The organism is Streptomyces anandii JCM 4720 (assembly GCF_014650655.1).
Classification (GTDB): Bacteria; Actinomycetota; Actinomycetes; order Streptomycetales; family Streptomycetaceae; genus Streptomyces; species Streptomyces anandii.
The window spans coordinates 342,798-363,829 of record NZ_BMVJ01000004.1 but is presented as its reverse complement, the minus strand read 5'-3'; the positions used below and the strand labels follow the sequence as shown (position 1 = coordinate 363,829).

Sequence of the window (21,032 nt, the reverse complement as noted above, 5' to 3'; positions counted from 1 at the left end):
GGGGAGTGAAGCCCGCCCTTGACCCGCACCGACGCAGGCAGGGAGCCGTGAGTGCGGACGACCCGGTCGAGCGCCTCACGCAGATCTACGCGGAGAAGACATCCGGAAGTTCTACCTGATCAGCGGACGCTGACACCCGCCGTCGTACTCGGCGCCGCCCGCTGTGCGTGGTTCACCCTCCGGCGGGGCGGCGTCGTACGGCGGTGAGGAACGGGCCGACGGCGAGGATGACACCGAGGACGGCGTAGCCGTGGTTGAGGGTGGTCAGGGAGGCGACCGTCGCGACGAGCAACGGGCCGCCGGCATCGCCGAGTTCACGGCCCAGTTCGGCGGCGCCCATGGTCTGCCCGAGCCGCTCGGTGGGGGTGCTCGCGGCCAGGGCGGCGAAGCCGAGCGGGGTGATGAGGCCGGTCCCCGCACCGATCAGCGCGGCGCCGATGAGGATGCCGGCCAGGCCCGGCAACGTGGCGCACCCCATTCCGGCGGCGGTCAGCAGCAGACCCGTCGTGATGCCCGTACGGGTCGTGAGCCGCCCACGGTCCAAGGCACGCCCCGCCCGTGGCTGGACCACGGCCGCGCAAGCGGCCAGCACGGACACGGCGGCACCGGTGGCGACCGTGCCCAGCCCGGCTGCCCGGCCCGAGACCGGCAGGAAGCCCACCCCGACCGACAGGGCGGCGGTCGCCGCGGCCAGCGCCGCGGTGGGGGCGAGGAACGCCGGGTCGGCCAGCCGCCGGGCCAGATCCAGCATGGTCTGCCGTGCCCTGGGAAGCGGGGGCACGGCCGGGACGGCGAGCAGGGCCCACACGGCAACGGCCGCGCCGAGCACGGCCAGGACGGCGAACAGCAACTGCAGACCCCCGGCCCACACCAGCACACCGCCCAGCAGCGGGCCGAGGGTGTAGCCGATCGACTTGTAGAAGCCGTAACCGCCGAACGCGCGGCCGTGTTCGGCCGCGGGGTTGAGGCGGGCGACCAGTGCCGAGGCGGACGGGGAGAACGCTGAGGCGGCGGCGCCCTGACCGAGGCGGGCCGCCCACAGCCAGCCGGGGCTGTCCGCGACGACATACAGCGCGGACGCGGCGGCAAAGGCCACGAGTCCGCCGACCAGGACCGGGCGCGCGCCGATCCGGTCGGCGAGGGTCCCGAAGACCGGCTTGAGCACCACCTCGGCACCGTCATACAGCGCGAGCAGACCACCCAGCACCAGCAGCGAGGTGACCGCGCCCCTTGCGTGGCCACCGAGGTTGGCGGCGATTCCGTGCGCGCCGAAGGCGGTGGTGAACCCGGCGGCGTACAGCGGCCACATGTGCCGGGCCGGAACCGCCTGCCCCGCCGATGCAGTGCTCACCGTTCTGCCTCCGGAGCCTGGTGGAGGGCGGCGAAGACGCGTTCGGCGTAGTCCTGGCAGACGGCCACGCAGCGCCCCAGCCGCTCGCCGGCCTCGGCCGCCTCCGGGGTCCCGAACACGTCGCGTGCCGTCAGATCACGGTGCCGGCGCCGAAGCCGCCGGCGGCTCGTGCGTCCCATGCTCGACACGCCCTGGAATGTAGTAGGCGTTACATCATGCGCTGTGATGACCGTGGCACGGGAGGATTGGTCGGATGTGGGATGAGCCACTCGGCGGAGTGTTCGTCCGCATCGGGTCCGAGCACCTTCATACGATGACGTCATGATGTCCAGCTCTCGCCCCGGTTCCGGGGCGAGCTCCGTGCGCTGGACGTGGCTGGTCCTGGCCCTGGTGGCGGGGGTGCTGGGAATGCACGTCCTGTCACCCGCCGGTATGCCGGCTTCGGGGCAGCATGACGCGATGATGTCGGTGGAGTCTCCAGGGCATCGCCCAACGCTCGCGCATGGTGCCGGTGCGGACTGCCGGCACCTGTCGGACGCGGACAACGGTGGCATGGTCATGGACCACGCCGGAGGCACCTGTGCGGCGGGCGGTACGTCCACCGCCTACGTCCCGCCCGCTCTGGCACCCGCTCCGACTGCACGCGTTGAACCAGCGGTGACGGCCCGCAGCGGCCCGCCCGTCGGGACGGTCGACGGGCGCGCACCACCCGACCTCTCCCAATTGCAGCTCCTGCGGATCTAGAGGCGCTCGCACGCTCCCCTCCAGTCAGGGGACGGCGTGCTCCGGCCTGCCTGAATCCGTTTCGCTCCCGCGCCTGAGCGCGGGCACTTCAAGGAGCAGAACCACACATGGCATCTCGCCGTTCCCTCGTCCGCCGGGCCGTTGCCCTGGCCACCGCTGCCACCGCCGCGGTGGTGCTGGCCGCCTGCGGCAGCAGCAGCGATTCCTCCTCCTCGTCCCCGGCGCCGGCGCGCTCGGGTCACGACACGGGGGCGACGCACGCGTCGGGCACCGCCTCGCAGGGCAGCCACGACCCGCAGGACGTGTCGTTCGCCCAAGGGATGATCCCGCACCACCGACAGGCCGTGGCCATGGCCGACCTGGCTGCCTCGCGGGCGAAGTCCCCGCAGGTGAAGGACCTGGCCGCGACGATCAAGCAGGCGCAGGACCCGGAGATCAACACCATGTCCGGCTGGCTGGAGGCGTGGGGTGAGAAGGTCCCGGGCGACAGCAAGTCCAGCATGCCCGGCATGGACGGCATGGACGGCATGCCGGGCATGGACCGCTCCGCCTCGCCGATGCCCGGCATGATGTCGGACCAGGACATGGGCAAGCTGAAGGGCCTGTCCGGTGACGCCTTCGACAAGGCGTTCCTGCGGATGATGATCAGCCATCACCAGGGTGCGATCGAGATGGCTGAGACCGAGCAGTCAAGGGGCGCCTACGGTCCCGCCAAGGCGATGGCGAAGTCGATCGTCACCTCGCAGTCCGCCGAAATCACCGAGATGAACAAGATGCTCGGCAAGCAGTAGATCCGTCAGCCGGCCGGACCTCGGGGCAGCCGCCGAACGGCCGCCCCGAGGCCCGCGCCTCCGAGCGACGGAGGTGATCCGGTCCGGCGTCGGCCGCGTGCCGCACCGGCGGGGCCGGTGTCAGCGCCCGTCCAGCAGGTCGGCTGGACGCTCTGCCGTGACCAGCCACGACATGCTGCGCAGCCGGACCGTTCCGTCCGCTGTCTCGTGGCCGCGCAGATGATCCGTCAGGGTGCTGCGGGCACGGTCCCGCGCGAATTCGTCGGCCTGCTCCAGCAGATGGCGACCGGGACCCGTCCCCAGCAGGAACTCCGCCGCGTCCTCGGCTCCGTGCCCCCATGCCCCGTACGCCTGGACCTGGTCGATCGTGATGCCGATGAGTCCGGCCCGGGTGAGGACGTCCCGGATACGGTCCGGATCGGCCAGCGAGAACATGCCGGGCAGTCCGGGCTGCCCGAAGTCGCCGACCGGCAGGAGGCCGCGCAGTGATGCCACTGCCGCCACCCACTCGTTGAGCGCGGCATCGGCCGGGCAGACGAAGGCCAGATGGCCGCCGGGACGCAGCGCACGGGCGACGTTGCCGAAGGCCGCCGCGGGGTCGGCGAAGAACATCACCCCGTAGCGGCTGATCGCCGCGTCGAACGCGTCCGCCTCGAAGGCGTATGCCTGTGCGTCCCCTTGTGTGAAAGAGACGTTGGCGATGCCCTCCCGCTCCGCACGGGCCCGGGCCTCGGCCAGCATTGGACCGGACAGGTCGAGGCCCAGCGCGTGCCCGTGGGGTGCCCGGAGCGCGGCGAGGCGGGTGGTCTGCCCGGAGCCGCAGCCGAGGTCGAGGGTCCGACGGCCCCCGGTGATTCCGGCGGCCTCCAGGAGCGGCTCGTTGAAGCCCTCGTTCACGGCGTTCCAGCGGTCCTGGTTGCGGGCCCAGTGGGTTCCTTCGGGGCCGTTCCACGCCTGTGCCTGCTCGGTGTTGACGATGTCCCGCACGGGGGCCTCCTGGGGTGGACGACAGAGAATGGGCGTCTGCCCAAACGGTATGGGCGCATGCCCAAACTGGCAATCCCGGTTACTATCCGGAGCGTGCCCTCAGGGGGGCGGCGGAGGCGGAACGGAGAAGGAGCCCATGTCACCGCGTGGAGTGGCGACGCCGGACGTCCGCGAGCGGCTGTTCGCGGCCGCCGAGCGAGTCGTCGAGAGGGACGGCGCCGGCGCGCTCACCAGCCGGTCCGTCACCACCGAGGCGGGCTGTGCCAAGGGGCTGCTGCACACGCACTTCGCGGGGCTGGACGAGTTCGTGGCCGAGCTCTGCCTCGACCGGTTCGCGCGGACGGCGGCGAAGGCGCGGGAACTGTTGGGACTCGCCGGGCAGGGCACGGTGGCACGGAATCTCGAAGCCGTCGCCCTCGCGCTGTTCGATTCCGGAGGTCTGGCCATCTCCGGCCTGGCCATGACGCGACCCGCCGCGGCCCTGCGCATCCGTGAGGCCCTGGAGGGCGGGGCTCCCGGCTTCACGGCGATCCAGGAGGCCATCACCGGCTACCTGAACGCTGAACGGGAACGCGGCCGGGTGACGGAGAAGGTCGATCCGTGCACGGTGGCCCTCGCTGTCGTCGGCACCGCCCACCACCTCCTGATGACGAGCTGGCCGGGCACGCCCGACCCACGGCCCCTGATGACGCGCCTGGTCACGGCGTTGGTGGATGGCTAGTCTCCGCCCCTGTACCGAGTGCTCGCGCGAGGTGTGGGCGAAGTCGTCCCGTACCCGGCGGACGCTCGGGTGTGGCGGCTGTTGGTCGCCTCAGGCTGACCGACAGTGCCGGCGGCGCGGATGTGCCGCTGCGCAGCCGCCGGCAGCCGGGCCGAGAGCCACGGTGTGGACATGGCGGCCGAAAGCCGGCGGAGCCCTCCCGCAGTCGCTCGACGCGGAGAATGACGAAGTATTCCACGGGCTGGCACGTCGACAGCTCCGTCAACATCCACATGATCCACGTCTCGGATCTCGGAAGCTGAACTCGGTCACGCCGATCGAACGCTTCCTGTTGGATGAGGGCGACACCGGCGTACGAGTGGCGGTGCTCGACCCGGCTGGGAGCCTGTTTCCCGTTCGTTCCATTTCCAGCAGGCGCGGCGTTCTCTGTCGCCGCGCCGTCACCCACCCCGGTGCGCGGGCCCTGATCCGTTGCCTTCCGCAGCCAGGGTCGCCCGCACCCGCTGCTCCTCGCGAACAGAGCCGACGTCCCGTTCCAGGGGTGTGCGGCTCACGGCTGTCGCGAGGTCTTCCAAGGCCCGCTTCTGCAGTTCCGCTTCGCGCCGCACGACCGGGCTCCCGTTGCGGGTGGCGGCATCCCTCCACGCGTGGAGCGCCTCTTCCACGCGTCCCCAGTCCGGATTCCTGTGCTCGCGCACGGCGACTGCCGCCTTTGCGGTGTCGGTCTCCAGCGCCTCGGCGAAGCGCTCCGCCTCGGGGACGAAACGGCTGTCGGCCGGCGGGACGTGGCTCTCCATGAGCATCGCTGCCCGGCCGAACCCCTTGAGCGCTTCCTGCGCCTCCTGCGCCTCGCGCGACGTCAGGCCCCTGGGGCGGACCGGCTCCTGTCTTGCCCGGGCGTATGCCTCCTGCCAGGCAGCACGTGCCTCCCTGCTCTCCAGCAGTGCCCTGCGCATGTCGGCGTGATGCTCCGGGGTCGGTTCGGCGTAGTCGCGGAGCACCGCGGCCGCGTAGCGGCCGTTGGCGGCGAGCCAGTCCGCAAGCTGACTCGGCAGCCGGGGTGTCTCCCATGCGGGGAACACCACGTACGCCAGCATCGCCAGGACCCCGCCGAGCAGGGTGAGCACCACCCGCTCCGGGACCGTCTGCTCCCATGCCTGGCCGCCCATGCCGAGCAGGAAGACGACGTAGGCGGCGGTGAAGCACTGGGAGTAGGCGTACCCGGTACGGTTCAGCGTGTACGACAGGCCCGCCGAGAGCACCGCCAGCGCGCCGGACACATGGGCGTCCGGGCCCAGGGCCCGCACCACGCCGGTGGCGAGCGCGACCCCCGCCAGTGTCCCGGCGAGACGGGCCACCGCACGCGCGTACGTCCGGTGGAAGTCCGGCCGCATCACCATCACCGAGGCGATGGGCGCCCAGTAGCCGTGGCCGAGGGGCAGCCGGGCGGCGACCAGATAGCCGAGCGTGGCCACCGCCGCCAGGCGGACGGCGTGCCGGAACACGGGTGAGTCCCGGCGGGTCTCACGGCGGACCGCCCGGACGACGACCGGGACCAGCCGGAGCATTGTCGGGCGCAGCAGGAACTGGGCGCCGGCGAGGCCGGACGGCGTAGGCCTCCTCCCGCGCGCGCAGCCGCTCTGGGCGATCTCCAATGCCTCGCCGAGCAGTTCCACGAGCCGCTCGGCGGCTTGCCGTGCGGGGCCCTCCAGCACCTCGTGCTCCTCATCGACGCGCAGGACGTTCGTGCTCCCGGGCCGCACCTCGGCGGGAGTGCCGCGCCGGATCGAACGGGCGGCCGCATCCAGGACGTCGGCGGCCGCGTCGAGCAACTCCCGCGCGCGGTCCCGCCCGGGTCCCTCCGCCGGGGCGCCCACGTCCGGGTCGGCGAGCGCCGCGACCACCGGCCGAATGCGCTCGGCGAGGCCCCGGGGGCCGTGCAGGACGGGGGGACGGGTGCGGGCCTGCGACGGCGTCACGGCGGCCGCATCCCGTGCCGTCATCAACGGCTCCGGGTCGAACGGGGCGGTCGGGTCGTGCCGCAACCGGCGGGCGTAGTCCGCCACGGCGGCCAGGGCGTCGGCGAGCGCGTCACGATGTGCTCCCCAACGCCGGATCGGGAACAGCAGAATCAGCACGGTCTGCGTCACGCCTCCGAGTGCGATGACTCCGGCGTGCTCCAGAGCTCCCCCGATGCTCGTGGGCAAGGTGATGGTCACGAGCATGCTGCCCACGGTTGTCGCCGCGACGATCCCGGCGGTCGAGCCGACGGCCCACGCCATCCCCGCGGCAAAGGCCCATACGACCAGCAGCGGCAGGAACGTCATGAGTCGCCCCGCCGCCAGGTAGCCTACGAAGGTGCTGAGCGCCAGACCCGCGCCAGCGCCGAGCGCGACCACCTTGCGCGGACGCCAGCTGCGCTGGAAGGTGGCCCCACCCGCGGAGTAGGCGCCGAGGGCGGCGGACGCGGCGTACGCAGGGGAGACCAGCCACAGTGCCGGCCCGATGACGATCGCCACCCCAGCGGCCGCACGCAGCGCCAGCAGGGGCTCCAGTCGCGTCTCCTCGACCTTGAGCCCGGATCGCACGACTTCCCCGAGTGCCCGCAGCCACGTCACGGGTGTCCGCCTGGCCGGAACGCCCTGCCGCGTCGCGTCGGCCTGGTTGAGGTGCGGCAACCGTCGGGCAAGGAAGCCTCCCATACGGCCCGCCGGCTGGCCGGCGGCCGCGGCCGCTCGGCGGAGTGCTGGCACTGCGGACACTGCTGAACATCCGCCGTCCGTCCTCCAGGCCGGAGCGCGGGCAATCGTTGTTGGTTCAGATCCGGCCGGAGCGCGGCGATTGCCCCCGGCCCCGTCCGGGGGACGGGCAGATCGCCACCCGTTCCCCGGACCGGTCGAGGAGAAAACAGGGGCACGGCGGTCCCGGGTCTCTTACCGCTTGTGGCCGTTGCTGTGTCCGTCGGGATGCCGGACCACCTTGGTCCAGCCCTCGTCACGGGCGTCGAAGTGCTCGTAGGCGGTGGTGGCGTCGTCCAGGCTGAGTTCGTGGGAGACGACAAAGCTCGGCTTCGCCTTCCCGTCGGCTATCAGGTCGCGCAGGGCCCGGTTGTACTTCTTCACCGGTGCCTGCCCGGTTCCCATCTGCTGGCCCTTGAACCACATCATCCCGAAGTCGATCGGAACCTTGCCCTGGGCCTCCAGCTCACCCCGGGCCTCCGTGCCGCCGGGATCCTTGGGAAGGAACACGCCCACCACGCCGATGTGGCCGGTGAACCTGACCGAGTCGATCAGGCCGTTGAGCGTGAGACTGGCGTCCTCGTGTCCCTGGGGGTCGTGTGCCTGGTAGCCGACGCATTCGCAGCCGTTGTCGGCGCCCAGACCGAGGGTGGCCTCCTTGACGACCTCCGCCGGGTTCTGCTCGGCGGTGTTGATCGGGATGGCCCCGATCTCCTCCGCCTTGTGCAGCCGGTCGGGCTGGTGGCCGGCCGTCCAGACACGGTCGGCGCCCTTGAGGAGGGCGGAGCAGGTCGCCATCAGCCCAACGGGACCGGCCCCGAAGACGATGGTCTGGTCGCCCGGTTTGACGTGGGCCATCTCGGTGGCGTGATAGCCGGTGGGGAAGATGTCGGCGAGCATGACGTAGTCGGTCTGCCGCTCGGCGGCGTCCTCGCCCAGACGCAGGGCGTTGAAGTCGCCGTAGGGCACGCGCAGCAGTTCCGCCTGGCCGCCCTGGTAGGGGCCCATGTCGGCGAATCCGTAGGCGGCTCCGGCGAGGGCGGGTTCCGGCTGCATGGTCAGGCAGTAGTTGGTCAGGCCCTGCTCGCACTGCTTGCAGAAGCCGCAGGCGATGTTGAAGGGCAGGATCACGTACTCGCCGACCTGGACCTTGCGGACGGCCGAGCCGACCTGCACCACCTGGCCCAGGTTCTCGTGTCCCAGGGTGCGGCCGGACTCGAACGAGGTGCGGCCCTCGTACATGTGCAAGTCCGAACCGCAGATGTTGGTGGTGGTGATCTTGACGATGATGTCGCAGGGATGTTCGATCTTCGCGTCCGGTACGTCCTTCACTGTGACCGTCCGCGGCCCTTCATATACCGCTGCCTTCGTGGTGACTTACCTTGATATCGCGGCACGGCGGGTGACGGCGAGGGCGGCGAGGGCGCAAAGAGTCTGACTCTCGGAAGAAGCTGTGACGGGGTCCGTGGCTCGGGCAGCAGAATCTCCGGACCCGGACGACCACCGACCGTCGGCACACCTCCGACTGAGGTCACCCGCTAGTCACCGCGGTCGTCCCCCAGTAGGCTGCGCCGCTCCTGTTCGCGCTTGGAGTAGGCGGCTGCCCGGATCGCCTCATCGCTCTCCAGGCCCGATCCCAGCGCGCCGCCCACCGTGGCCACCGAAGCGACGAACCAAGACAGCGTCCAGTACTCCGTGGCATGCAGCGGCGTTCGTGTCGTGGAAGCGAACAGCCGGTCGTTGAGGATGAACAGTGCCCACACCAGGTTGATGACCACCAAACCCGCGTAGCAGACGATCACCCCGATACCCACCGTCACGACCGTCGAGGCGTTGTAGAGAGCCGCCCTCTTCCTCGCCTCCGGCGAGACCTCACCCGTTCGATGCCACAGGTTCGCGTCCACGATCAGCCAGCCGATCATGAGCGCGACAGACCCGACCATGGCGATCACCAGGCGTGGCGTGCTCAGGGAGGTGGCGAGGGTCCAGATGGTGGAGTTCACGGTGGCGACCGCTCCCGTCGCGAGGGCGGCCGCCAGGGCTTTCGACAGACCCGGCACCAACCGCCACGGCCGGTTGGCGCGGACCATGCCGAAGAGCACCCTCAGGTAACCGCGCGGTCCACTGACGATGTACCGGAGATCGGCGATCTCCTCCTCATCGACCTGACCCGGGTGGATGGGTGCCAGACGACCGATGAAGGGCCCCCGCAGCGGCTGACTTCCCGGAGGACCCTCAGGCCCAGCCTGCACACCCGCCAAGCTGAGCACGGCTTCTTCCACGGCCTGCCGGGCCCTGGTCTGCAGCCGGAAGCCTCCCAGCGTGGGAAGAGACAGCAGCGCCAAGCCGTGTTCGTGACTCAGATCCACTACGAGCTTGCGCCCATGTGAGTGCAGCGGAAGGTCGGTGAGGGCCACGACGATGTCCCAGTTCCCCTCGCTTCCGCGGTCCATGATCCGGCGCGTCAATGTGGACAGGTCCTCGGTCCCTGCTGTGAAGGGCTCACTGACCACCTCGACGTCGAACCGTCGTCCCTGGCCTGACCTGTCGGCGAGCCGGTCAGGAAGCATCTGGGCCATGCGCTGCGCGATCTCCGTCGGCGCATCCGGATCCGCCAGAAGAGCCACGACCGTAACGTCCTGAGACGACACCCGCATGGCTCCTTATCGTCGCCTGGCCCGCGATCGCACGGTCACAGGATGCCCCTGGGGTAACGCCGACGCCGCGTGACACGCTGGCACCTGCCAGCAGGTGGGGGTGCGTCGGATCTCCTCGTGCTGCCCGGTGCAGGACCTGTCTCACCACCGGGCCACACGGTCGCGTGCGCCACCACGAGCACCAGCTCCGCACCACACCGCCCCGACCTGCCGCGGCAGTCCCGCAGCCCGGCGTGAGCGGTCGCGTGTGGCAAGAATGACCCCATGCACATGGTGATCGCGGGTGGACACGGAAAGATCGCGCGTCGGCTGACCCGGCTGCTCTCGGCGCGTGGCGACAACGTCACAGGGCTGATCCGCAATCCGGACCACGCCGACGACCTGCGCGCGGACGGTGCGGAACCGGTGGTGTGCGATCTGGAGCACGCCTCGGTGGACGAGGTGGCAGGCCACCTCGGCGGCGCCGATGCGGCACTGTTCGCCGCGGGCGCCGGACCGGGCAGCGGCGCGGCCCGCAAGCAGACGGTGGACCGGAACGCGGCCATCCTCCTCGCCGACGCGGCCGAGCGCGCCGGGGTGCACCGATTCCTGGTGATCTCCGCGATGGGCGTGGACAGCCCGCCGCCGCCCGGCACCGACCCGGTGTTCGCCGCCTACCTGAACGCCAAGGGAGAGGCGGATGCCGACATCGCCTCCCGTCCTGGACTGGACTGGACGATTCTGCGCCCGGGGATGCTGACCGACGACGCCGGTAGCGGCCGCGTCACTCTCGCCGAGCACACCGAGCGCGGCCAAGTGCCGCGCGACGACGTGGCTGCGGTGCTCGCCGCCCTGCTCCGCGAGCCCAGGACCGCCGGGCGCATCCTCGAGCTGATCAGTGGGTCCACCCCGGTCGAGGAGGCGGTGCGCGCGGTGGCCGGCGGCTGAGGGCCGCAACACCGCCTTCCCGTGCGGGTAATGCCAGGCCCGGCTGCCGTCCAGCAGTCCGTACAGGTACGCGGCGGTGTTCTTGACTGGCTTGATCCGTCCGGCGAGGTCGCGGGCGACCTGTCCGAGGGCGCGGGGCCGACCATGCGGCAGGAGCCGCACCAGGTGACCCAGTGATGAACCGGGTGGCTGCACGCCTGCGTCTGGCGAGTCCGGAATGCGCAGGTCCGGTCGCCCACGAGTACGAGAGAAACAATCCACACATCTCGGGTGAGCCGACCCCTGGGGGGTACGCGACATGTCGCTCGGTTCTCTGAAGGCTTCGAGGGACGGAGTGATGTCATGGTCGGTAGTCGGGTGCACAGCCTGTACCACCGCTGCTCCCCCCGAATGGGCAGCCTTCCGCGGGGCGGCGCCGGGCGGCACCCCATGGCGGCGCGCAGAGGGCCCCGCGCGCCCGATCGCACCCCAGCCGACCATGCCCTCTACGAACTGGTCGTGCTCTGCCGTGCCCTGTTCGGCACCTCGGACGAAGCCGAGATTCTCCGCCTGGCCATGGACCACGTAGCCGCCGCGGGGCCCTACAGCGCCGAGGCCGGATACCTCAAGGTGGGGGGCGACCTGGTCCCCAGTCCGAGGGACGGGCACATGCCTGCCTCGACCGTGAGCCGGAGGGTGCAGGAGCTGGCCGGGCAGGACGGCGACGTGACCGTACCCGGCAGGCCCTGGGGCCGAGCCCTGGGACTGCGCGGACTTGAGGGACTCCACGGCTACCTTGTCGTGACATCCCGCTGCCGGCCCACCAAGGCCGAACGATCTCTGCTCGCCACGCTCGTCCGGCACACCGCTGCTGCACTGTCAGTCGCTTTCGCCCATCGCCGCCGCCGCGAGGACGCGCTGGAGCTGCACCGACTGAAGGAGGAACGCACAGCCCTCCAGCGGCAGCTGATCGCCGTAGCGGCTGAGCTGGGCTACGAGCGAGCCGTTCACGCTCTCATGGCCGACGTCGCTGACTCGGGTGGCGGCGAGGAAGCTGTCACCCGCGCACTGCACGGGCTTACCGGACTTCCCGCGCTGGTCGAGGACCGCTTCGGCCGGCTGAGGTCCTGGACCGGCCCCAGCCGCCCCGTGCCCTATCCCGAACCGGACCCCGTGCGCCAGGACGAAATGCTGCACGCCGTCGCCCGTCAGGCCGGGCCGGTGCGGATAAGGGACCGGCTGATCACCCTGATCCGCCCGCACGGCGAGATCCTGGGTGTGCTGGCCCTGGTCGATGCCCAGGACGAGGCCGACGAGCACACCGTGTTCGCGCTCGAGTACGCTGCCGCGTCACTCGCCCCGGAGCTGGCGCACCTGCGCAATCTCGCCGAAGTGGAGCTGCGGCTGCACCGCGAGCTGGTGGACGACCTCCTGGCGGGGACGGACGAGGTGAGCGCCTACGCCCGGTCCGAGGCAGTCGGATACGACCTGCACCGCAGCCACTACGTCGTCGTGGTGCAGTGGTCGAACCGGACCGCCGACGATTGTTTCGCGGGGACCGTGGGGCGGGCGGCCTCTGCCGTGGGCATGCGCTCGCTGGTGACCCGACGCTCCGATCACGTCGTCCTCGTCGCCGACGACAGGCCGCACGCCCGCGCGTTGTACGAGGCACTCGCCCGGGAGACCGGAACACGGTCGGGGACGATCGGGGTGAGCGCTCCTTCCGACTCCCTGAACGACATCCCCCGCCACTACCAGGAGGCGCAGCGCGCCCTGGATGTGCGCCGCCACTCCCGCGACCGTTACGGCACGACGTTCTTCGACGAGCTCGGCCTCTACCGCATCCTGGGACCCGGCAACGATTACCGAGAACTGGAGACGTTCGTCCTGGAGTGGCTCGGGCAGCTGATCGACTACGACTCCCGGCACCACGCGACCTTGGTGGAGACCCTGTCCCGGTACTTCGATTGCGGCGGCAACTACGACGAGACCGCAGAATCCCTCGCGATCCACCGCAGCACGCTGCGCTATCGGCTCCAGCGCATCCGCGACATCAGCGGCAACGACCTCACGAACGTCGAAGACCGGCTGAACCTCCAGGTGGCGACCCGAGTTTGGAAGATCGTGCTGGGCGGGCTCGGCTGACGCCTCGCTGGAACTCCTGTGGGAGGGGTGTCGACAGCGCTGCAGTGGGTGGGCCGGGCGGCGCAGGAGCATCTGGGCCGCCCGGCGGATGCCGGGAGGGCCGGCGGCGACCTGGTCGAGCAGCCGGGTGCCGGCTGCGGAGTCCTGGATACCGGCCGCGGTGACCAGCACCGCCAGGAGGCGACGATCACCTCCTGCCGGGCAGGGCCCTCCCGCCCAAACCGGCAAACCGGTGCAGATTCGGCGGGTGAAGGAGGTGAGCCAGCGGTCCCTGCCGGTTACCCGGGTGGCCCAGAATTCCGGATTCCGACGAGGGAGAAGGAGCCATGACTCACAGTACGAGCGCCCGGGACGTGGTGGAGGCCATCAAGGATGTCGACTTCCCCGCCGGCAAGGACAGGCTGATCGAAGCGGCGAGCCGGTCGGGCGCCGCGCCGGATGTCGTCAAGGCGCTGCGCGGCATCCCGGCCGAGCAGTACGCCAACCGCGAGGAGGTGGCCCGGTCGGTCCGCGTGGACCCCGACTCCGACCTCGGGCTGAGCCCGGCACAGCGAGCCGAGCAGGCCAGGGAAGGCGGCAGGCCGGGACAGTCCCAGCATCTGCGCGAGGTGCCGAAACCGCCGGTCGAGGAGGAACTGGACAGCTGACGGCCGGGCCGCTCGGTGCCGGTCGCGCCCCTCAGCGGGCGTGCGGCCTCGCGACGGTTTAGCCGCAGGGGTTGCGGAAGGTGCTGACGGAGGGAATCACCGTGGTGGCGCCGGCGCGGTGAGGTGGTCGTTGAGACAGATGCCGAGCAGCCTCATGAAGGCCACGGTGGAGAGGCCCCTCCGGTCCCGATGGCGTCCGCGCCCGATCACACCGACACGAGAGTTACGAGCAGTGCGTCGACGGGGCCCGCGGCGCCGGCTGTGGGCGAGGAGCGGAACGGCCAGGAGGAACCCCAGCGGCGACTCTCCATTCCGCTGGTCAGCTCCCTAGTAGCCCCCTTGTGCTACTGGACGGCCGCCCCTTGGGGGCGCGTTACCACGCTCGACCGGACGGCCCTGCTAGCCGACGGTGCGGACGCGGGGGGGCAAGTGTCCCGCTGGGGCGGCGTGTAGGCGCAAAGCGAAGAATCCGGCCGCTGGGAGCCGCAGTTCGTCGGTGCGTCCCTCATGGCTTGAGGACGACCTTCTCGCAGCGGTCCTTCTTGTTCTTGAACAGGTCGTAGCCGGTCGGCGCCTCGGTCAGGGGCAGTCGGTGGGTGATGACCCGGGTGGGGTCGATCTTGCCCTGCTCGATCAGGCCCAGCAGCGGTTTCATGTACTTCTGCACGTGGCACTGTCCGGTCCGGAGGGTCAGGGACCTGTTCATCCAGGCGCCCGCGGGGAACTTGTCGATCATCCCGCCGTAGACACCGATGACCGACACCACGCCGCCGCTGCGGCAGGACATGATGGCTTGGCGCAGGGCGTGTGGCCGGTCGGTCTCGGAGCGGACCGCCTGCTTGGCGCGGTCGTAGAGGTGGACGTGGGAGGCACCGTGTGTGGCCTCCAGGCCGACCGCGTCGATGCACTTGTCGGGGCCCCGGCCGCCGGTGAGTTCGAGCAGGGCGGACCGTACGTCGGTGTCCTCGAAGTTGACGGTGGTGTAACCCTGGGCGGCGGCCATGTCGAGCCGGTAGGTCTCCTTGTCGATCGCGATGACCTTTTCCGCACCCAGGACCCGGGCGCTGTCCATGGCGAACTGGCCGACCGGACCGGCGCCCCAGACGGCGACGACGTCACCGTCCTGGATGTCGCACATGTCGGCGCCCATGTACCCGGTCGGCAGGATGTCGGACAGGAACAGCACCTGTTCGTCGCTGAGGTCCGACTCGATTTTGAGGGCGTTGACGTCGGCGAAGACCACCCGGGCGTACTCGGCCTGGCCACCGGCGAAGCCACCGGTGAGGTGGGAGTAACCGTAGATGCCGGCGGTGGGGTGGCCGAAGAGCTTCTCCGAGATGCCGGCATTGGGGTTGGTGTTCTCGCAGCACGAGTACAGCTCCGCGCGGCAGGACGCGCAGGCGCCGCAGGCGATGGGGAAGGGCACGACGACCCGGTCGCCGACGCGCAGTTTGCCATCGCTGATGCCGGGGCCGACCTCGATGACCTCTCCCATGAACTCGTGGCCCATTATGTCGCCCTTTTCCATGGTGGGGACGTAGCCGTCGAGCAGATGGAGGTCGGAGCCGCATATCGCCGTGGAGGTGATCTTCACGATGGCGTCGCGGCTGTTGAGAATCGACGGGTCCGGTACTTCCTGTACCTCGACCGAGTTGCGTCCCGTCCAGCAATTCGCCTTCATGCCAGGGCCTCCTTCAGTTCTTCCTCGGTCAGCGGTCGGGCCGGGTGCTGCGGGAACTCGCCGCGGGCCCGCTTGCCACTGGGTGCGCCCTCGGAGCGGACGACCTCGCCGGTCTCCGCGATCTGCTTGAAGCGGCGCAGGTCGTCGTCCAGCTGCTGGTGCGGTTCCTCGCCGAAGTAGCGCGCCGCGGCCTTGCCCAGTGCTCCGCCGGGCAGGTCGTAGCGCAGGGTCACCCGGATCTCCGTGCCGCGGTCGCCGGGGGCGGGCACGAAGCGGACCTCGCCGGAGTTGTCGATGTCGGCACCGTCCACCGACCGCCAGGCGATCAGCTGGCCGGGGACCTCCTGCGTGGTTTCGGCGTCCCATTCGACCGCTTTGCCGAACGGCGCGCTGGCCCGCCAGTGACTGGTGCGCGGTCCGGTGACGCGTACCTCGTCCAGGTGCGCCATGAAGCCTGGCAGGCGCTCCAGGTCGCTCCAGAGGGTGTACGCCTCGTCCGGGGATTGGATGACGGTGGTGGCCGCGGTCAGTTCCATGGGGGTGCTCCTACGGGTGCGGGTCACGGCCGCGTAGACGTCCGTGGCCGTGATGGCGGTGACCGCGGCGGTCGCGGCAACGGTGCGGCCGAGGCCACGACCGTTGTGGTTCTTCAGGGCCCGGGTCAGCATCGTCAGGTCCATGAGATCGCCGCCGACGCGGCCCCAGAGCCAGGCCGGATGCGGTCGCGCCAGCAACCCGGCCGCCGCCGCCAGCTCGCGCACACCCACGGCGGTCGTGGCCGAGCGGTGCCGGAATTCGCCGCCCACGCCCAGGGCCCGGGCGAAGCCGGCCGGTGCGGCGACCTGGGGCACGCCCAGGAGCGCACTGGCCCAGCCCAGGCCACGCACGAGCGGATCGTGTCGTAGACGGGAGGTGGAGTGGGTGTCTGTCCTCATGAGTGCTCCCCACGTGCGGTGAGCGGAAGGCGGGCCACTTGAGTGAGAAGGTCAGGCAACGCTGGGGTTTCCGCGTGGTCCGCACCCAACCCTCAGATCGCGCAGCATTTTTCAGGGACAGAGCATCTACCGAGTCGACCGCACAGACGGGAGCAATCCAGCTCGCCGCGGGCACCGAGCTACCTGGCGGAACACCGAAGGGTGCGTCGTGCGTGTGGGGTGGCGAGCTGGGCGTCATGGTGCATGCGCCTCAGCAGAGGCCATTTCCATGTTCTGGATGTGGACCACACCCTGCCTGCTGCCGACGGGCGGAAAAGCGGCGGACTCCATGGACCTCCGAGCACAAGTGCAGGCGGCCTCCGCCACGGCAAAGGGGACACCGGCACCGGTCTGCCGGATGTGCGTCAGGGCGCCGTGCCTGTGGGCGCGGTCGGCTTTCCCGCCGTCGTGTTTCCGGCCGGCCCGTTCGGCGACGGGAGCGGTCGACGGCGCGAGCTGTCGGGCGATGTCCATCAGCCACACTGCGAGGTCGATGGACCATGGGGGCACCCGGCGCGGCTCTCACCCGCGCGAGGCGCTGCAACGCCGCGAAGCTTCCTGCGGAGGGGCGGCCGTACGGCCGGTCGGGGGTCCCCGCGCATTTCATGCTGTTCTGCCAGGGTAGGAGGGGGTGTTCTTTTTCGGCCTGGGGTGCGGAGGCGCTCAGCAGGCGGACTCTGCGAATCTCGACCGGTATCAGCCGATGGCGGCGCCGGCGGGAGCGAACGACGCCGTCGGGTTCCCGGTGAGGAGGCGAGAGGCATGACCGTGATGGGTGTGTCGAAGTTCGAGAGGTTCTTCCGCGCCGCCGCAGGCCTCGACGTGGACAAGAACGACCTGAAGCGGTACGGCGACTTCGTCGACGCCAAGCTCTACGACCTCCTGGTCGTCGGCCAGGCGTCGGCCAAGGCCAACGGCCGGGATTCCGTCGAACCGTGGGACCTACCGATCACCAAGGGCCTTCAGGAGAGCACCCACCGGTTCCGGCGGCTCGACGAGGAGGTCGAGCTGAAGCCGATCCTGGAACAGCTCGCCGCGCACCCTCCCCTCGACAGGACACCCACCCAGGAGACCGAAGAGCGCTACCCCGAGATCATCGGCGGTCTCAGCGTCGGCCTCGCCGAGACGTTCAAAATCATGTACCCGGATGTCAAGAACCCGCAGACCAGCCACTGGGAGGGCGTGATCGCGGTGTTCGACCGGCTGCTGTAGCGGTCGCGCCCCGGTGCCCGGCGAGATCCAGGCCCGCCGGTTCGACCACAACTGCGCCGCCGTAGTGGAGCAGTTCGCCCCGGGCGCACCATCCCATGGCCGGCTGAACCAACGGCCAGGTCGCCGCGGAGAGAGCAGGCGTCGCCTCGGTACGGCCCCCGTCCGTAGCGTCGCGCGGCCGCGGCGAGTGTCGCCACGCTCAGGGACAGGGTCGCCGCGGTGCGCCGTACCAACCTGGGGAGGGGGAAGGAGTCCTGCGTCCCGGGTGGCAACGAGGACGACACCGTCAGGCGCATATGGCCCCGGGTGAAACTCCGGCGCGGTACGGCCCGACGGCAGTGACCTGCGCAGGGCAGGACCGAGGATCTCTCGCTCGTCTGCGCCGTCGAAGGTGTACGGCACAGTGCCATCCGCCCGTGAGGGCGCGCCCAGGGCGGGGCGGCCGTTCGGGCGGGGCCGTGCCGCTCCTCGTCCGCTGGCACAGTGGTGTCCATTCGTGAGCCCCGCTACCTCGTGCCGGACCGACCCCTGAGGTACCCCGCCGCGAGCCGGAACCCCGATCGCCGTCCCGCCTCCTGTCCTCGCAGACCGACCGTTGGTGCCACTTTTCGACCCGCTGGGCGCAGGCGGGGTGACCGGGGGAACAGCCACTCTGGGTCCTGTCGGGACCGCTCGGCGGTCCGTCGGCGGAAGGAGTGGCCATGACCGAGCGCGCCCGCAGACTTCGCCTCGATCCGCTCGATGAGCCCAGCCGGTACGACGTCGTGGTGGACGAGGACGTCGCCGATGAGGCCGTGCGGCTGGTCGCCGGGCTGGACAGCGAGGCCGACGCGAACACGGGGAGCGCCTCCTCCAGGGGCCGGCGCCCGCGCGGCGCCCCCGCCCCCAGCTGAACGAGTTTCGAAGCCGGGCGGACAGGGCCCGGAGGATGAGCGGTCGCCGACGGACGTCGACCGCCGCGGAAGGAGTTCCTCATGGCCAAGGCAGTGGGCATCGACCTGGGCACCACCAACTCGGTGATCGCCGTGTGGGAGGGCGGCGAGCCGTCCGTCGTGCCCAACAGCGAGGGCAACCGCACGACACCGTCCGTGGTGGCCTTCACCGACACCGGGGAACGTCTGGTGGGCCAACTGGCCCGGCGCCAGGCGATCCTCAACCCCAAGGGCACCATCTACTCGGCCAAGCGGTTCATCGGCCGGCACTTCGACGAGATCCCCGACGAGGCCAAGGCCGTCGCCTACGACGTCGTCCCGGGAGACAACGGCGAGGCCCGCTTCAAGGTGCGTGACAAGCTGTACGCGCCTGAGGAGATCAGCGCCCTGGTGCTGCGCAAACTCGCCGACGACGCCTCCAAGCAGCTGGGGGAACGGGTCACGGAGGCGGTCATCACGGTGCCCGCCTACTTCAACGACGCCCAGCGCACCGCCACCCGTGACGCCGGACGAATCGCGGGACTGGAAGTGCTGCGGATCATCAACGAGCCGACGGCGGCCGCCCTCGCGTACGGCATGGACAAGAAGCAGCATGAGACCGTTCTCGTCTTCGACCTGGGCGGCGGCACCTTCGACGTGAGCATCCTCGATGTCGGCGACGGCGTGGTCGAGGTGCGTTCCACGGCGGGTGACAGCCATCTGGGCGGCGACGACTTCGACCGGCGTCTGGTCGACTACCTCGCGGACGACTTCCAGAAGGAGAACGGCATCGACCTGCGCAAGGACCCGCAGGCGCTGCAACGCCTGTTCGAGGCGGCGGAGAAGGCCAAGACCGAGCTCAGCTCCGTCACCCAGACCCAGATCAGCCTGCCGTTCATCACCGCCGACGCCTCCGGGCCCAAGCATCTCACCGACTCGATCATGCGGTCCACGTTCGAGCAGATCACCAGCGACCTGGTGGAGCGCTGCCTCGGTCCGGTCCAGCAGGCCATGGCCGACGCCAAGGTCGGCGAGAGCGACATCGACGAGGTCATCCTCGTCGGCGGTTCCACCCGCATCCCCGCCGTCCAGGCACTGGTGCGCCGGCTGACCGGCGGCAAGGAACCCAACATGAGTGTCAACCCCGACGAGGTCGTCGCCCTGGGCGCCGCGATCCAGGCCGGGGTGCTCAAGGGCGAGGTCAAGGATGTCCTGCTGCTCGACGTCACCCCCCTGTCGCTGGGCGTGGAGACGCGCGGCGGAGTGATGACGAAGATCATCGAGCGGAACACCACCATCCCGGTGCGCCGCAGCGAGACCTTCTCCACCGCCGAGGACAACCAGCCGGCCGTCGACATCGTCGTCCTCCAGGGTGAGCGCGAGCGGGCCGCCGACAACCGGGTCCTCGGCCGGTTCCAGCTCACCGACATCCGGCCGGCGCCGCGGGGCGAACCGCAGATCGAGGTCACCTTCGACATCGACGCCAACGGCATCCTCCACGTCAGCGCGCGCGACAAGGACACCGGCAAGGAACAGGGCATCACCATCAGCGAGAGCTCCAACCTGGACCGGAGCGAGGTCGAACGCATGGTCCAGGAGGCCGAAAGCAACCGGGGCCAGGACCAGGCACTCCGCGAGGCCGTCGACGCCCGCAACGAACTCGACGCGATCGCCTACCAGGTCGAAAAGCGTCTGAACGAACTGGCCGACGCCGCGCCCGCGCACGAAAAGGCGCGAGCCGAGATGCTGGTGGCAGAGGCCCGCGACGCGGTCAAGAACGAGGCCGGAGTGGACAAGGTCAGGCCGCTGAGCTCCGAACTCCAGCAGGTCTACGCCGGGCTCGCCGCCCACCAGGCCGAAGCCGCGGCGGCGAGTGGTCCGTCGGACACCACCGGGCCGGACGCCTCCGGGCAGGGCGGTGCGGGCGCCGACGAAGACGTGATCGACGCCGAGTTCGACAAGGGCTGAGGTACCCGCCATGCCGACCCCTCCCCAGGACCGATCGTCCGACCTACCGCCCGAAGGCGCCGCACAACCGCCGCAGGGCCACCTGCCCGAGCCCGCGCCGCCGACCACGCAGGCCGAACCGGGGCCCGACGCGGCCACCGGTCCGGCCGAGGCCGAGGACGAGTACGCGGCCGCGCTGAAAGAGGTCGAGGACCGCTGGCGGCGTGCTCTCGCCGATCTGGACAACCTGCGCAAGCGACACGCCAGAGAACTGGACCGGGAGCGCGCGGTCGAACGCGCCCGCACGGCCGCGGCCTTCCTTCCCGTCATCGACAACCTCGAACTGGCCCTGAACCACGCGGGCTCCGACCCCGGAGCGATCGTCGAGGGGGTTCGCGCCGTGCGCGACCAGGCCGTGTCCACCCTTGAACGCCTGGGCTACGAGCGTCACGCCGAGACCGGCGTCCGGTTCGACCCCTCCCGGCACGAGGTCGTCGGCGTCGTCCAGGACCCCGACGCCGAACCGAACACCGTGGCGCAGGTGCTGCGCCCCGGCTACGGCGAGGCCGAGCGGCAGCTGAGGCCGGCCGCCGTGACCGTCGCCAAGCGGGAGTGAGCGG

19 protein-coding genes and 1 pseudogene are annotated in these 21,032 nt (G+C 70.6%); 11 read left to right on the top strand and 9 right to left on the bottom strand.

Features of this window, described 5'->3' with window-relative positions; genetic code table 11:
• Positions 1-172: 172 nt before the first annotated feature.
• Positions 173-1,309, bottom strand: a complete 1,137-nt coding sequence (locus tag IE249_RS10310; RefSeq protein ID WP_189704566.1) for an MFS transporter — start codon at positions 1,307-1,309, stop codon at positions 173-175.
• Between the two features lie 38 nt (positions 1,310-1,347).
• On the bottom strand, positions 1,348-1,530 hold the full coding sequence (locus IE249_RS10305; RefSeq protein WP_308434328.1) for a Chromate resistance protein ChrB: 183 nt from the start codon (positions 1,528-1,530) through the stop codon (positions 1,348-1,350).
• 142 nt (positions 1,531-1,672) lie between these two features.
• Here IE249_RS10305 and IE249_RS36840 point away from each other — a divergent pair, with 142 nt between their 5' ends.
• Both IE249_RS36840 and IE249_RS10300 read left to right on the top strand, forming a co-directional pair.
• The gene (locus tag IE249_RS36840; protein WP_308434322.1) at positions 1,673-2,095 is read left to right on the top strand and encodes a DUF6153 family protein; all 423 of its coding nucleotides are present in this window, start codon (positions 1,673-1,675) and stop codon (positions 2,093-2,095) included.
• Between the two features lie 107 nt (positions 2,096-2,202).
• Positions 2,203-2,886 carry a DUF305 domain-containing protein gene (locus IE249_RS10300; protein WP_189704466.1) on the top strand — a complete coding sequence of 228 codons (684 nt, stop codon included), beginning with the start codon at positions 2,203-2,205 and terminating at the stop codon, positions 2,884-2,886.
• Between the two features lie 120 nt (positions 2,887-3,006).
• On the opposite strand, the gene IE249_RS10295 is transcribed toward IE249_RS10300, so the two are convergent.
• Positions 3,007-3,873 (bottom strand): class I SAM-dependent methyltransferase, encoded by an 867-nt coding sequence (locus tag IE249_RS10295; protein ID WP_189704465.1) that lies wholly within the window; start codon positions 3,871-3,873, stop codon positions 3,007-3,009.
• A 136-nt stretch (positions 3,874-4,009) separates the two neighbouring features.
• Between IE249_RS10295 and IE249_RS10290 the strand changes: the two genes are divergently transcribed.
• Positions 4,010-4,594 carry a TetR/AcrR family transcriptional regulator gene (locus IE249_RS10290; RefSeq protein WP_189704464.1) on the top strand — a complete coding sequence of 195 codons (585 nt, stop codon included), beginning with the start codon at positions 4,010-4,012 and terminating at the stop codon, positions 4,592-4,594.
• A 440-nt stretch (positions 4,595-5,034) separates the two neighbouring features.
• On the opposite strand, the gene IE249_RS10285 is transcribed toward IE249_RS10290, so the two are convergent.
• The 3 genes from IE249_RS10285 to IE249_RS10275 all read right to left on the bottom strand — a co-directional run bounded on the left by IE249_RS10285 (position 5,035) and on the right by IE249_RS10275 (position 9,989).
• On the bottom strand, positions 5,035-7,212 hold the full coding sequence (locus IE249_RS10285) for an FUSC family protein (protein ID WP_189704463.1): 2,178 nt from the start codon (positions 7,210-7,212) through the stop codon (positions 5,035-5,037).
• A 315-nt stretch (positions 7,213-7,527) separates the two neighbouring features.
• On the bottom strand, positions 7,528-8,664 hold the full coding sequence (locus tag IE249_RS10280) for a glutathione-independent formaldehyde dehydrogenase (RefSeq protein ID WP_189704462.1): 1,137 nt from the start codon (positions 8,662-8,664) through the stop codon (positions 7,528-7,530).
• A gap of 206 nt (positions 8,665-8,870) precedes the next feature.
• The gene (locus IE249_RS10275; protein ID WP_189704461.1) at positions 8,871-9,989 is read right to left on the bottom strand and encodes a hypothetical protein; all 1,119 of its coding nucleotides are present in this window, start codon (positions 9,987-9,989) and stop codon (positions 8,871-8,873) included.
• 264 nt (positions 9,990-10,253) lie between these two features.
• On the opposite strand from IE249_RS10275, the gene IE249_RS10270 reads away from it, so the two are divergent.
• From IE249_RS10270 to IE249_RS10260, 3 genes are all read left to right on the top strand, one after another.
• Positions 10,254-10,916: an SDR family oxidoreductase gene (locus IE249_RS10270; RefSeq protein WP_189704460.1), complete on the top strand. Its 663-nt coding sequence runs from the start codon at positions 10,254-10,256 to the stop codon at positions 10,914-10,916.
• A 30-nt stretch (positions 10,917-10,946) separates the two neighbouring features.
• Positions 10,947-11,093 (top strand): hypothetical protein, encoded by a 147-nt coding sequence (locus IE249_RS10265; protein WP_229858001.1) that lies wholly within the window; start codon positions 10,947-10,949, stop codon positions 11,091-11,093.
• Positions 11,094-11,345: 252 nt separating this feature from the next.
• Positions 11,346-13,040, top strand: a complete 1,695-nt coding sequence (locus tag IE249_RS10260; protein ID WP_229857999.1) for a PucR family transcriptional regulator — start codon at positions 11,346-11,348, stop codon at positions 13,038-13,040.
• A gap of 78 nt (positions 13,041-13,118) precedes the next feature.
• Here IE249_RS10260 and IE249_RS39835 read toward each other — a convergent pair.
• Positions 13,119-13,220: pseudogene (locus IE249_RS39835) on the bottom strand (IS5 family transposase); the annotation flags it as partial.
• Positions 13,221-13,366: 146 nt separating this feature from the next.
• On the opposite strand from IE249_RS39835, the gene IE249_RS10255 reads away from it, so the two are divergent.
• Positions 13,367-13,687, top strand: coding sequence for a DUF2795 domain-containing protein (locus IE249_RS10255; protein WP_189704457.1), 321 nt, complete (start codon positions 13,367-13,369; stop codon positions 13,685-13,687).
• A gap of 505 nt (positions 13,688-14,192) precedes the next feature.
• On the opposite strand, the gene IE249_RS10250 is transcribed toward IE249_RS10255, so the two are convergent.
• Together IE249_RS10250 and IE249_RS10245 are read right to left on the bottom strand one after the other, a co-directional pair.
• Positions 14,193-15,368, bottom strand: a complete 1,176-nt coding sequence (locus IE249_RS10250; protein WP_189704456.1) for a zinc-dependent alcohol dehydrogenase — start codon at positions 15,366-15,368, stop codon at positions 14,193-14,195.
• Positions 15,365-16,303 (bottom strand): SRPBCC family protein, encoded by a 939-nt coding sequence (locus IE249_RS10245; RefSeq protein ID WP_189704455.1) that lies wholly within the window; start codon positions 16,301-16,303, stop codon positions 15,365-15,367. The genes IE249_RS10250 and IE249_RS10245 overlap by 4 nt, the downstream gene beginning before the upstream one ends.
• A gap of 801 nt (positions 16,304-17,104) precedes the next feature.
• Between IE249_RS10245 and IE249_RS10240 the strand changes: the two genes are divergently transcribed.
• The 4 genes from IE249_RS10240 (at position 17,105) to IE249_RS10225 (ending at position 21,028) form a co-directional block, all read left to right on the top strand.
• Positions 17,105-17,554, top strand: coding sequence for a DUF1931 family protein (locus IE249_RS10240; RefSeq protein ID WP_189704454.1), 450 nt, complete (start codon positions 17,105-17,107; stop codon positions 17,552-17,554).
• A gap of 701 nt (positions 17,555-18,255) precedes the next feature.
• Positions 18,256-18,447, top strand: a complete 192-nt coding sequence (locus IE249_RS10235; RefSeq protein ID WP_189704578.1) for a hypothetical protein — start codon at positions 18,256-18,258, stop codon at positions 18,445-18,447.
• 81 nt (positions 18,448-18,528) lie between these two features.
• Positions 18,529-20,433 carry a molecular chaperone DnaK gene (gene dnaK, locus IE249_RS10230; protein ID WP_189704453.1) on the top strand — a complete coding sequence of 635 codons (1,905 nt, stop codon included), beginning with the start codon at positions 18,529-18,531 and terminating at the stop codon, positions 20,431-20,433.
• Positions 20,434-20,443: 10 nt separating this feature from the next.
• A complete protein-coding gene (locus IE249_RS10225) occupies positions 20,444-21,028 on the top strand; it encodes a nucleotide exchange factor GrpE (RefSeq protein ID WP_189704452.1) in 585 nt (194 codons plus the stop codon).
• Positions 21,029-21,032: the final 4 nt, after the last annotated feature.